The following is a 13,634-nucleotide window of genomic DNA, read 5'->3' on the forward strand; positions in this document are numbered from 1 at the left end:
CAAACTATGTCGCCGCAGTGCGTCGTTCATTGCGAGCCATCGTCGTTTGGTGTCTGCGCGCCGGGGTCGGGCGGCAGCGCGGTCAACAACCGCGGCCCGTGCTGCGCGCCAGCCACCCAGCCGGCTTGCCAATCCGCTTCGCCGGTCGGCTGCGCGGCGAGTATCACGAGGCCGTGTGCGCCGACCTCGAGTTCTGCCGTCGCTAGCCGCTGCGGCGCGCGGTCCGGATCGGCGGTGTCCAGCAGCACATGCCATTCCAGGTGCGGCGCGGGAGGCGAGAACTGCAGCGGTTCGTCGTGAGCGTTGAGCATCAATAACAATACTTCGGTTTCGCCATTCAGGCCCGGTCCCGCGCGACGCAATGTGAACGCGCGGCCCTCCGGGTCCTGCCACGCTTCGATCGTCAGCGGATCGCCGTGTTCGTCGAACCAGCCGACGTCGAACAGGCCGGGCAGCACCTCACGGTCGCCGAACAGAAAGCGCGTTTCACGCAACAGCGGGTGGCGCTTGCGCAGGCCGATCACGCGCGCGACGAACTCGGTCATGCGCCGGCCTTCCGGCGAATCCGCAAGGTCCCAGTCGATCCAGGATAGGTCGTTATCCTGACAGTAAGCATTGTTGTTGCCGCCCTGGGTGCGCAGCGCTTCGTCGCCGGCGAGCACCATCGGCGTGCCGAGCGCGATCATCAGTGTCGCGATCAGCGAGCGTGACACGCGGCGGCGCGTGGCGAGAATCGCGGGGTCGTCGGTCGCGCCTTCGACTCCCCAGTTGCGGCTGCAATTCTCGTTGTGGCCGTCGTTGTTGTCTTCCTGGTTGGCTTCGTTGTGCTTCTGCTCGTACGCGGTGACATCGGCCAACGTGAAGCCGTCGTGCGACGTGACGAAGTTGAGCGACGCCCAAGGCTTGCGATGCCGCCGGTTGAACAGATCGGCCGAACCGGTCAGGCGCGCGGCGAGGTCGGGCCGCAGGCCGGCGTCGCCGCGCCAGAACCGTCGCACGGTGTCACGGAAACGGTCGTTCCATTCGCTGAAGCCGGGTGGATGATTGCCTAGCTGATAGCCGCCAGGACCGATATCCCAGGGCTCGGAAATCAGCTTGCGTTGCGACAGCACCGGGTCCTGGCGCAACGCGTCGAACAGGCCCGAACCCGGATCGAAGCCGTGGCTTTCGCGCCCAAGCGTCACGCCGAGATCGAAACGGAAGCCGTCGATGTTGAACGCGGTCGACCAGTAGCGCAGCGAATCCATCACCATCTGCATCACGCGCGGATGCGGCAGATTGACCGTGTTGCCGCAGCCGGTGTCGTTGATATGGTGACGCTCGTCGCCGGGAATCAGCCGGTAGTAGCTGGCGTTGTCGAGGCCGCGCCATGAGATGGTCGGGCCCATCTCGTTGCTTTCGCAGGTGTGGTTGTAGACCACGTCGAGAATCACCTCGATGCCGGCCGCGTGCAGTTGCCGCACGGCGATGCGCATTTCGTCGAGCCGGTGCGTGCTCAGGTAGGTCGGTTCCGGCGCGAAGAACGCGGCGGTGTTGTAGCCCCAGTAGTTGCGCAGGCCGCGCTCCACGAGGAAGCGGTCGTTCAGGAACGCGTGCACGGGCAGCAGCTCGACCGCGGTCACGCCGAGCTTCAGCAGATGCTCGATGAACTCCGGCGCGGCGAGCGCCGCGAACGTGCCGCGCTCATGCTGGCGCAGATCGGAGCGCAGCATCGACGCGCCGCGCAAGTGCGTTTCGTAGATCACGGTTTCGCCCCACGGCACGTCGGGACGCCTGTCGTGCGACGAGTCGAACGCCTCGTCGACGACGACGCACTTGGGCATCGCGGGCGCGGAATCGCGCCGGTCGATCGAAAGGTCCGCGCGATTCGAATGCACGCGATAGCCGAACAGCGCGTCGGACCAGCGAAACTGCCCGACGAGCTTGCGCGCATACGGGTCGAGCAGCAGCTTGTGCGGATTGAAGCGATGCCCGAAATGCGGCTGATACGGCCCGTGCGCGCGAAAGCCGTACGCGGTGCCAGGATGCGCGTTCGGCAGATAGCCGTGCCAGATCTCGTCAGTGCATTCGGGCATGGCGAAGCGGCGGATCTCCTTGCGTCCGGTGGAATCGAACAGGCACAGCTCGATTTTTTGCGCATTGGCCGAGAACACCGCGAAGTTGACACCCAGCCCGTCCCAGCTCGCGCCGAGCGGATACGGTGAGCCGGGCAGCAACCGGTCGGGCAACGCATGCGACATGTTTTCCCTTTCCTGTTCTGATTGTCGAGCTAGAGCCCGGGTCCGTCCGAGTCTTCATGCAACGGGGGGCGCGGCGCTTGCCTTCGCGCCGCGCGCCTGTGCTGCGGCACGTTTCCTTAGTCCGCGCGCAATACGATCGTTGCGAGTGGCGGCAAAGTCAGCGCGGCGGAATGCGGCCTGCCGTGGCTCGATAGCTGGTCGGAATGGATCAGCCCGCCGTTGCCGATGTTCGAGCCGCCGTACACGGCCGCATCGGTATTGAGCACTTCCACCCAGCGCCCGCCGCGCGGCATGCCGAGCCGATAGCCGAGTCGCGGCACCGGCGTCATGTTGCACACCACGACGAACTCCTGGCCCGCGCCGTCGGTGCGCCGATAGGCGAACACGCTGTTGGCGCTGTCGTCGCCGATCAACCATTCGAAGCCGCCCGGTTCGCTGTCGAGCAGATGAAGACCGGGCTCGTTGCGATACAGATGGTTCAGGTCGCGCACCAGCAACTGCACGCCGTGGTGGGCCGGATCGTCGAGAAGATGCCAATGCGGCGAGCCGTCATGGTCGAACTCCGCCATCTGGCCGAATTCGCCGCCCATGAACATCAGCTTCTTGCCCGGGTGCGTCCACATGAAACCGAAGTACGCGCGCAGATTCGCGAAACGCTGCCAACGGTCGCCGGGCATCTTGCCGAGCAGCGAACCCTTGCCGTGCACCACCTCGTCATGCGACAGCGGCAGCACGAAGCGTTCGGAATACGCGTACACCATGCCGAACGTCATGTTGTGGTGGTGATACTGGCGATACACCGGGTCTTCGTGCATGTAGTGCAGCGTGTCGTGCATCCAGCCCATGTTCCACTTGAAGTCGAAGCCGAGACCGCCATCCGCGACGCGTGCGGTCACGCCCGGCCATGCGGTCGATTCCTCGGCGACCGTGATCGCGCCGGGTGCGCCCGGCACATAGCGGACTTCATGATTCAAGCGCTTCAGGAACGCGATCGATTCGAGATTCTCGCGGCCGCCATAGATGTTCGGCACCCACTCGCCGGCCGCGCGCGAGTAGTCGCGATACAGCATCGACGCGACCGCATCCACGCGCAGGCCGTCGACGTGATAGCGCTGCAGCCACGCGAGCCCCGACGCGATCAGGAACGCGCTGACCTCGTTGCGGCCGAGGTTGTAGATCATCGTGTTCCAGTCCTGGTGATAGCCCTCGCGCGGGTCGGCATGTTCGTAGAGCGGCGTGCCGTCGAAATCGATCAGGCCATGGGCGTCGTTCGGGAAATGCGCGGGCACCCAGTCGAGAATCACGCCGAGCCCCGCTTCGTGCGCGCGATCGACGAAACGCGCGAACTGCTCGGGCTTGCCGAAGCGCGCGGACGGCGCAAACTGTCCGAGCGGCTGGTAGCCCCACGAGCCGCCGAACGGATGCTCGGCGATCGGCAGAAATTCGATGTGCGTGAAGCCCATGCTCTTCGCGTAGGGAATCAGCCGCTCGGCGAGCTCTTCCCAGACGAGACCGCGCTGGCCTTCCTCGGCGATGCGCAGCCACGACTCCGCGTGCACTTCATAGATCGCGATCGGCGTGCGCGCGGTCTGCTTGCCGGCGCGCGACTGGATCCAGTCGTGATCGGTCCACGGAAACTGCTCGATCTCGTCGACGTGCGCGACGATCGACGCGGTGCCCGGCGGCTTTTCCGTCTGCATCGCGCACGGATCGGCTTTCAAAGGCAACGGATGGCCGTCGCGCGACAGCAGCTCGTACTTGTAGCGCGTGCCGGCGCCGACGCGCGGCACGAACAGTTCCCACACACCCGCCTGATGACGCAGCCGCATCGGATGACGGCGGCCGTCCCACGCGTTGAAGTCGCCGACCACCGACACGCGCCGCGCATTCGGCGCCCACACGGCAAAACGCACGCCCGGCACGCCGTCGATGTCGACTGGCCGCGCGCCCAGACATTCGAGCACCGCGTACGGATCGCCGTGTGCGAGACGTTGGAGCGGCTCGTCGCCGAGCACCGGACCGAACGAATAGGTATCCTCCACTTCCTGCACGACGCCATGCCAGTCGATGCGCAAGCGATACGGCATCGCCGACGTGATGCGGCCCGCGAACAGGCCAGGCCGGAGCTGCTCGAGCTCGCCGAGCGTCGCGCCATCGGCGCGCGAAATCACGGTGACGTGCGCGGCATTCGGCAGCAGCGCGCGCACGATCGGACCCGCGTCTGTCTGATGCAGCCCCAGCTGCGAAAACGGATCGGGGTGGCGCGCTTCGACGAGCGCGTCGATATCGACGGGTTGAAGGCCTGCGGCCGGATCATGCTCACTCATAGTCGCCCTCGGCCGGGTTGGGCGGCGTGGCGGAGCCGGACACCCGGGTTGATGGATCGTAATGCGGCGGTGCGCCGGTGTCGCCGAGCAGACGGCTCGTGAGCGCCGCGAGGCCGCGCACCGGTAAGCCGAGCCACGTCGGCCGGTTGGCCGCCTCGTAGCGAATCTCGTACGCGGCCTTCTCGATCAGGAACAGATCGAGCAGCGCCTCTTCGGATTCGGGCGCGACGAGCGGTTCCGACGACTGAGCGGCGGCCGCGCGGTATTCAGCGAGGAACGCCGTGGTCGCGTGGGAGCGGAAGCGCTCGAACAGAGCACGCTTGCGATCGGCGGTCTGTTGCGGCGCGCTTTCGGTGGTCGATTGCGCGGCCGCGCTCGCATACGACAGCGAGCGCATCAGACCGGCTACGTCACGCAACGGGCTCGATTTCTGGCGACGCTCCTCGAGCGAACGCGCGGGCTCGCCCTCGAAGTCGATCAGATACGCGTCGCCGTGCGCGACCAATACCTGACCGAGATGGAAGTCGCCGTGGATGCGGATGCGCAACGCGCCCGCGTCGCCCGGCACGAGATTGTCGACCGCCTTGACCAGCGCGGCGCGCCGATCGATCAGACTTTGCGCGAGCCCCTTCGTGTCCGCGTCGCTCATCTCCGCGATGCGCGGCGCGAGCAGATCGAGCGCGCTCGCGAGCATCCTCTGCGTCGCGTCGACCCATGCTTTCACCTGTTCGGCGTTGGCATGTTCCGGCGCGAACGCGGGGTCGTCGCTCGGCGTCGCGAGCGCGACGTGCAGCTCGCCGAGCCGTCGGCCGATGATGCCCGCGAGTTCGCCGTAGCCGTCCAGCAAGATCGACTCGTTCGTGCGGTCGGGGGCGGTCTGCGTTTCGGTGTCGACCGCGATCGCGAGTTCGTCGACCGAGCGGCGCAGATAATCGAGCGACCAGTTCCACGCATCGCCCTGATTGTCGATAAAGCCCTGCAGGATCGCGAGTGTATGCGGCACGCCCTCGGGATCGACGCGCACCACTTCGCCATACAGCGGCGCGGTGTTCGCATAACCGAGCTGCGTCAGATAGCGGCTGATTTCCGCTTCCGGATGGATGCCGCTGACGAGCCGCCGCACCAGCTTCAGCACCGCGGCATCGGCGATGATGAGCGAGCTGTTGCTCTGCTCGGCCGCAAGCCAGCGAATCTCGGGCCGCTCGCCGAGATTGTCGAGTTCGGCGAAGCGCTCGGTCGGCAGGAACTTGATTTCGCTCTTCTGCACGGTCGGCACGACCGCGTGTTCGCGCATCTTGCGCAGCACGTTGTGCGCGAAGATCGGCAGCGAGAACGCGTCGGTCAGATGGCCGACGTTGCGGCCGCGCCGCACGCGCGCCAACGCGAGTTGCAGGAACAGCGGCGTGGTGGTTTCGCCGCCCCACGTGATCGCGATCGGCACCACGTAGCGCTCGGTGTGATCGCCGACGTCCGCTTCGATTTCAGTGAATGCGAAGCCGCCGTTCGGAATCGTGGTCAGAGCGGCGAGCCGCACCGCATGCATCTTCTGATCCTTCGACGCGAACCAGCGGCGCCGGCTCAGCCACGACGGCAGCACTTCGGATTCGAGCAGCCGCACGTTTTCGGGTGTCGGCCCGGTCTGCCCCTCGCGGATCACGATCGTGACGAACTCGGGCAGCGGCTCGGAATGCGCCTGCGCCCACGTCGGACGCCCACCGCCTTCGCACAGCATGAACCACAGGAAGCCGTACGGCGGGAACGTCAGCAGATAGGTCAGCTGACCGATCGCGGGGAACACCGAATCGGCGGTCATCTCGATCGGCACGAAGCCGTTGAATTCGGACAGGTCGAGCTCGACCGCCTGCGGCGCGCGCGACAGATTCGCGACGCACAGGATCGGCGCTTCGCCGGGCATCTCGCGCAGATACGCGAGAATCTTGCGGTTTTCCGGCTTCAGAAAGCGGATCGTGCCGCGCCCGAAGGTCTGCTTCGCGCGCCGCGTCGCCAGCATGCGGCGCGTCCAGTTCAATAGCGAGTGCGGGTCGCGGCTCTGCGCTTCGACGTTGACAGCGTCGAAGCCGTACAGCGTACCCATCACGGGCGGCAGCACCAGTTGCTCGGGGTCGGCGCGCGAGAAACCGCCGTTGCGATCCGACGACCACTGCATCGGCGTGCGCACGCCGTCGCGGTCGCCGAGGTGGATGTTGTCGCCCATGCCGAGTTCGTCGCCGTAGTAGATGACGGGGGTACCGGGCATCGACAGCAGCAGCGAGTTGATCAGCTCGATGCGGCGGCGGTCGCGCTCCATCAGCGGCGCGAGACGGCGGCGAATGCCGAGATTCAAACGTGCGCGGCGATCGCTCGCATAGGTGTTCCAAAGATAGTCGCGCTCGGAATCGGTGACCATTTCGAGCGTCAGCTCGTCGTGATTGCGCAGGAAGATCGCCCACTGGTTCGAATCGGGGAGGTCCGGCGTCTGCTTCATGATGTCGGTGATCGGGAAGCGGTCCTCGCTCGCGATCGACATATAGATGCGCGGCATCAGCGGGAAGTGGAACGCCATATGGCATTCGTCTTCGTTGCCGAAGTACTCCTTCACGTCCTCGGGCCACTGGTTCGCCTCGGCGAGCAGCATCCGGTTCGGATACTCGGCGTCGATGGTCGCGCGAATCCGCTTCAGGATCTCGTGCGTTTCCGGCAGGTTCTCGTTGTTGGTGCCTTCACGCTCGACCAGGTACGGCACCGCATCGAGCCTTAGCCCATCGATGCCCATGTCGAGCCAGAAGCGCATCACCTGCAGCACCTCTCTCATCACCGCCGGATTGTCGAAGTTCAGATCGGGCTGGTGCGAGTAGAAGCGGTGCCAATAGTACGCGCCCGCAACCGGATCGTGCGTCCAGTTCGACGGTTCCGAGTCGATGAAGATGATGCGCGTCTCCGCGTACTTCTGATCGGTATCGGACCACACGTAGTAGTTGCGATAGTTCGAGCCGGCCTTCGCGCGCCGTGCGCGCTGGAACCACGGATGCTGATCCGACGTGTGATTGATGACGAGCTCGGTGATCACGCGGATGCCGCGCGCGTGCGCTTCCTGGATGAAGCGCCGCACGTCCGCGAGCTGACCGTAGTCGGGATGCACGTTGCGGTAGTCGGCGATATCGTAGCCGTCGTCACGGCGTGGCGACGGATAGAACGGCAGCAGCCAGATCGCGTTGACGCCGAGCTCGGCGATGTAGTCGAGCTTGGCGATCAGGCCGGGGAAATCGCCGACGCCGTCGTTGTTCGCGTCGAAAAACGACTTGATGTGCACCTGGTAGATGATCGCGTCCTTGTACCACAGCGGATCGTCGCTGAGCGCCGCGGGTTTGCCGCGCCGGCGCGTGCGTACCTTCGCCGCGGTGCCGACGGCCGCGGCCGTTTGCGCCTCGTGCGTGGATTGGGCTGGATCGTCGCGCTTCATGTTCCACCTTCCATCCAGGTTGGGGTGACAGCGTCTGCGTGAAGAGTGCTGTCGTGTTCGTGGTCGCTGTCCTCCGGGCGATCCGCGGGCAGGCCGCCTAGCGGCGCGATGCGCCAGATCGAGAACGGTTGGCCCGAGCCGAGCCGCACGTGCTGCCAGCGTCCGTGCCATTCGAAGCGTGCGCCGGTCATCTGGTCGATCACTTCGAGCGCGGCGTGGTCGTGCAGATGCCAGCGCTGGAACGTGTCCCACGACAACTCGATGTCCGCGCCCTGCTCGTTGAACGGATCGAGATTGATCGCGACGACGATCACGTTGTCGCGCGACTCGGTCGCTTTCTCGAAGAACAGGATGTGATCGTTGTGCGCGGAGAGGAACGTGAGACCGAGATGCGTTTGCAGCGCCGGATTCGCGCGCCGGATGCGATTCAGTGCGGTGATCTCGCCGACGATATTGCCGGGCCGGTGCCAGTCCCACGCGCGCAACTGATACTTTTCGGAGTCCAGGTACTCTTCGCTGTTCGGCAGCGCGGTGGCCTCGCACAGTTCGAAGCCGCTATACACGCCCCACAGACCGGCGAGTGTCGCGGCCAGCGCCGCGCGGATCAGAAAGCCCGTGCGTCCCTGCGATTGCAGATGGCGCGGGTTGATGTCCGGCGTATTGACGAAGAAGTTCGGCCGGTAGAAATCGCGCGCGCCGGTCTGCGTGAGCTCAACCATGTACTCGGTGAAGTCGCGCTTCGACTCGCGCCACGTGAAGTACGTGTACGACTGCGAGAAGCCGATCTTGCCGAGCCGGTTCATCATGCGCGGCCGCGTGAACGCTTCCGCGAGGAAAATGACATCAGGGTGGCGCGCGCGCACGTCGGCGATCATCCATTCCCAGAACGGCAGCGGTTTGGTGTGCGGATTGTCGACGCGGAAAATGCGCACACCCGCGTCGACCCAGAACAGGATCACGTCGCGCAACGCGAGCCACAGGTCGGGCTTCGCATCGCGCGCGTAGAAGTCCGGGTTGACGATGTCCTGATACTTCTTCGGCGGATTCTCGGCGTAGCGCAGCGTGCCGTCGGGGCGCCACGCGAACCACGTCGGATGCTCCTTCAGCCACGGGTGATCGGGCGAGCACTGGATCGCGAAGTCGAGCGCGATTTCGAGGCCGTGCGCATGCGCGGCGGCGAGCATCGCCTTGAAATCGTCGAGTGTGCCGAGCTGCGGATGCACGGCGGTGTGGCCGCCTTCGGCCGCGCCGATCGCATACGGACTGCCCACGTCGCCCGGCTGCGCGGTCAGCGTGTTGTTGCGGCCCTTGCGGTTCGCGAGGCCGATCGGATGAATCGGCGGGAAGTACAGCACGTCGAAGCCCATGTCGCGGATGCGCGGCAGTTTCGCGGTGACGTCCGCGAACGTGCCGTGGCGCGATTCGTCGTCGCTCATCGAGCGCGGGAAGATTTCGTACCAGCTCGCGAAATAGGCGGCGGTGCGTTCCGCGTCGATCTTGTAGGTCACCTGATCGCGGCTGAGAAACGGCCGGTGGCGCGCGGCGGTCATCGCTGCCGCGGTGGCGGGCGCGAGAATCAGCGCGAGCTTCTGTTCGGCGTCGGCCTTCTGGAAGTCGCGCACGATGTGTTCGAGCGATTCCTTGTCGGCGCCTTCGGCCGTCTCGACTTCGGCGAGCACGAGCGCGAACAGATGCGCGGCTTCGTCGAGTTCGATCTCGACGGTCTGGTTCGCCTTCAGCTTCTTCTGGATGTGCTCGACGAGCGAGGCAAAGTCGTCGCGCCACGCAATCACGGTGAATTCGTAGCGGCCGATCCGTTCGAGCGGAATGCGCGCGCTCCACAAGTCGAGACCGGCCGGCGGCGCGGGTGCCATCAGCTCTTCGTGCCACGCGGTTTCGTCGGCCGCGCGCCACAGCACGGCGGCCGCGATCTTGTCGTGACCTTCGGCGAAGATCGCCGCGCGAATCTCCGCGCGCTCGCCGACGCTGCGCTTGGCCGCGAAGCGGCCGTTTTCGACCGACGGCGACACGCTCTCGATCGCGACGCGCGGCGCCTCGATCGCGTCGAGCACGGTCTTGTGGCCGCTGCGCTTGCTGTTCGACTTGTCGATGGGCGGCGCGAGGTAGATCGGCTGTTCCGCGAACGCGCGCATCAGCCGCACCGCGCCGGGCGCAAGCGCGAACGGCGCGAGGGCCGCGGGTTCGTTTCGGCCGCGTGCATCGAGCGGCACGAAGCGCGTAAAGCTGCCCGGCACGCCCGCGAGGAAGCGCGCGGGATCGACCCGCACTGGCGCGCCGAGTTCGGGATTCACGGCGATCAGGAGTGCTTCGCTGGCGTCGCGCAGATCGGCCGCGTCGGCGCGCAGCAGAACCGCGGCCGATGCCCCGGGTCCGCTCAATTGGCGCAATTCACCGTTGGCGTGCAGCGTCGGCGTATTGCGCGCGAAGTCGTTCGCCTGGGTGACGGCGGCGCTCAGATCGAAGCGGCGTGACTGCACGGCGCGCGCGAACTGCGCGGCGTCTCCGCGCGTTTGCGACATCGGTTCGGCGATGCCGTATTCGAAGCCCATCGGCATCATCCAGCCGCTGCCCACTGCAACCGACGTGAACAGCGCGCGTCGATACGCCCGCTCGACGATCGCCGCATCGTGCACGTCGCTCAACTCGGCGGCGAGGCGCGTGCCGTACGGCGCCTCGGGAAAGGCGATCGGCGCGCCGACGCGCGCGAGCGCCGCATGCTCCTCGGCCATCCAGCTCGAACGGAAGTCCCACCAGCGCACCGACGAAAACGCGCTGTCGAAGCCGGCTGCCTCGAGCCCGGGCAGATCGCCGCGCGACAGGCCCGGCGTGGCCGCGAGAAAGCGCACGTGCGGATGCTTCGCACGCACTTCATCGCCGAGATGCCGCCATACGGCAGCCGGCACGCGATGCGGCGAATCGAAACTGAAGCCGCCGACCCCCGCCTCGGCGAGCGCGAGCAGTTGCTGGGTCCACCAGACGCACAGCGAGGCACTCGTCGCAGGGTCGTCGAAATTCGCGTAGGCGACGTTGTCTTCGCGATGCACGTGGCGCGGATCGAGCCGCGCGAGCTCGGACTCGCGCGCGTGAAACCAGTCCGAATGTTCACTGTACAGCACGCCGTCGGCGGCCACGCGGTCGATCACCAGATCGATCAGCAGCGTCAGATTATTGCGGCGCGCGGCATCGGCGAGCATGCGCACGGCGTCGGGCACCGAATGCTGTGCCTCGAACACCGGATGCAGCCGCGCGTGATTGCCAACCACCTGAGCGTGGCCCGCCTGGCCAGGCTCGAACAGCCCGGCGATCAACGCGTGATCGAAGCCGAGCCCGGCCGCGTGAGCGAACTGCGCGGGCCAGGCATCGAGGGGCCCGACGAGAAGAGAGTGAAAAAAGTAAATCCGCGGCGCGTACCCGTTTGGAGGTTCCATCGGTCGTTTCCAGAGTTGTCCTGCTGCGGTGTGGATGCAGTTGGCATGCGATCACAGCGCTCATTGGGCTTCCCGAGCCGGATACCGCGCGATGCGTCAGCGGGGGCACGTACTGGTCAATGTAGTGCAAAGATCGTCACCCCGCTGGCCAGTCGCGGGTGCTTTCGCGCCAGACGCCGGTCCGGTGGGACTGGTCGTCACTCGTCGCGGAAAGGGAGCAAACCATGTGCCAACGCGGCGGCCCGCTAGCGGGAAAAGGGGGAGGTTACGTTGAGATGGCGGGTGCCGAAGGTGCGCGCCCGCACGGAGCGCGTGCGATTAAGCGGGCATTGTTACGCACGCCGCGGGTGGCGCGGCATGTAAAACGGGACGACGTGGGTCGGATTTACACGGACGGCCGCGCGCAGCCACGGTGACGCTCACGTGGCAGCCATGTGGCACGCACGTGGCATTCGCATGAAATTCATCCGGGCGCCGCGCAATGGCCGAGTCACGAACCCAGCAGCCCCGCCGCGATGTTCACGCACAAGCCGAGCACCGCGACGTTGAAGTAGAACGACAGGACCGATTGCGCGAGTGTCGCGCGACGAATTTCGCGCGAACGCAGCACCACGTCGGAGGTCTGCGACGCGACCGCGATCGTGAACGAGTAGTACAGGAAGTCCCAGTAGTTCGGCAATAAATGATGATCGGGAAACTTCAGCGCGGTCTCTTTCGCGTCGGTGCCGTAGTAGAGGCGCGCGTAGTGCAGCGTGAAGATGGTCGGAATCAGAAACCATGCGCCGATCAGCGTCAGACCGGTCAGCAGGTAGTGCCAGAAGGTCGTTGCGCCGCCTGCGCCCTTGGCCGACGCGAGTTCTAGCACGATCGCGGCGATGCTTGCGATCGTCGCGACGCAGATCACGACCAGCACGACGCCCGCGTTTTCGTCGTCGCGTATCGCGCGTTCGCGCACGCGGTGCTCGTCGGCGAGAGCCATGTGCACCCAGATCATCAGCAGGTAGCTCCAGATGGCCGCGTCCCAGCCGATCAGTGCGCGCGCCATCGGACTCGTATGATCGGGCACGAGGAACGCGACGACGATCCCGATCACGAGGCCGATCACCGTGCGGGGCCGATTGCGAAGAACTTGCGGATAGTAGTTGATGGACATGAGTCGAGATGTACGACGAAGTGTAGGGCAGTCGGTGTCGCTGATTCTACGCGTGCAACGAGGACCGATTGTCGAATGGTGGGTCACAGGCTATAGTCTTTCGCAGCGGCCTTGCGCGCCGCTTTCAGTTGAAAGGCGATTGGCAGAAAACGGCCGCAATCGTTGCGCTCATGCATACGGCGCCACACATGCGGCGCGCGTGAATCGCGCGCACGGATTCGAGACCGCTGAAGCGGCGTCAGACCAGGTTTGGGGAAGAGCAAACGAAGCGGCACGCGAACGGCATCATGCCTTTCCCGTGCAGCTCGTCGAGAACGACTCATCATCTGGAGCCCCCATGACAGATGTTCCTGAGGATAACGATGCGCGTCCCCACATGACGCATCGGCAAGGAGCGAAGTCCTATCGCAGTGCCACGCGTTTCACCGGTTTGTCCCCGTCGTTTTCCGCTTCGCGCAGGGCCTGGGTGCTCGGTTCGTGCGCGGCGGCCGCGGCGCTCGCGTTCGCTGGCGCGAGCCGTTCGCTGTCGTGGATCGCGCCCGTGTTCGCCGCTACGCCGCCAGCCGGCGGCGGACTCGATGCCTTCCTCGCGCTTTCGCAACACCTCACCGCCCGTAGCAGTTTCGACACCGTGCTCGGCCAGCGTGTCTACGAGGCGCTGTCGCGTGCCGATAACCAGTTCGCGCAGAACGTCGCCGCGCTGAACACCTGGCTGCAAGGCCACGGTGGCGTGCCGTCCGATACCATCACGCAGGCGCTGCAGACCGACCAGCCCGCGCTCGCAAAAGCGGTCGGCGCGATCATGCGCGCGTGGTATCTCGGACTCGTCGGCGACATGCCGCACGTCCAGGTGATCGCCTATGAAAAGGCGCTGATGTTCGCGCCTGTGCAAGACGTGCTCACGATTCCCTCCTATTGCCGCGACGTGCCGTTCTACTGGACGCAGAAGCCGCTGCACGGGTGAGCCGCGCGAGCTCGCCAGCGGGCCACGCCAGCAGCGCACGA

General features: G+C 65.8%; 6 protein-coding genes. 1 reads left to right on the forward strand and 5 read right to left on the reverse strand.

The genetic code is table 11. From position 1 onward, the window contains the following. Positions 1 to 26: 26 nt before the first annotated feature. From glgX to AB3X94_RS05515, 5 genes are all read right to left on the reverse strand, one after another. The gene (gene glgX, locus AB3X94_RS05495; protein ID WP_368610966.1) at positions 27 to 2,240 is read right to left on the reverse strand and encodes a glycogen debranching protein GlgX; all 2,214 of its coding nucleotides are present in this window, start codon (positions 2,238 to 2,240) and stop codon (positions 27 to 29) included. Between the two features lie 116 nt (positions 2,241 to 2,356). Further along, positions 2,357 to 4,567 carry a 1,4-alpha-glucan branching protein GlgB gene (gene glgB, locus AB3X94_RS05500; protein WP_368610967.1) on the reverse strand — a complete coding sequence of 737 codons (2,211 nt, stop codon included), beginning with the start codon at positions 4,565 to 4,567 and terminating at the stop codon, positions 2,357 to 2,359. Continuing rightward, entirely contained in the window at positions 4,560 to 8,027 is a 3,468-nt protein-coding gene (gene treS, locus AB3X94_RS05505; RefSeq protein ID WP_368610968.1) for a maltose alpha-D-glucosyltransferase, read from the reverse strand. Before treS ends, glgB begins: the two co-directional genes overlap by 8 nt. After that, positions 8,024 to 11,476, reverse strand: coding sequence for a maltotransferase domain-containing protein (locus tag AB3X94_RS05510; protein WP_368610969.1), 3,453 nt, complete (start codon positions 11,474 to 11,476; stop codon positions 8,024 to 8,026). Before AB3X94_RS05510 ends, treS begins: the two co-directional genes overlap by 4 nt. A gap of 490 nt (positions 11,477 to 11,966) precedes the next feature. Next, complete coding sequence (locus AB3X94_RS05515) at positions 11,967 to 12,629, reverse strand: DUF1345 domain-containing protein (protein ID WP_368610970.1); 663 nt, start codon at positions 12,627 to 12,629, stop codon at positions 11,967 to 11,969. A gap of 337 nt (positions 12,630 to 12,966) precedes the next feature. Here AB3X94_RS05515 and AB3X94_RS05520 point away from each other — a divergent pair, with 337 nt between their 5' ends. Beyond that, the gene (locus AB3X94_RS05520; protein ID WP_368610971.1) at positions 12,967 to 13,593 is read left to right on the forward strand and encodes a sugar dehydrogenase complex small subunit; all 627 of its coding nucleotides are present in this window, start codon (positions 12,967 to 12,969) and stop codon (positions 13,591 to 13,593) included. Positions 13,594 to 13,634: the final 41 nt, after the last annotated feature.

This window comes from Paraburkholderia sp. BR10923 (assembly GCF_040948765.1).
Classification (GTDB): Bacteria; Pseudomonadota; Gammaproteobacteria; order Burkholderiales; family Burkholderiaceae; genus Paraburkholderia; species Paraburkholderia youngii.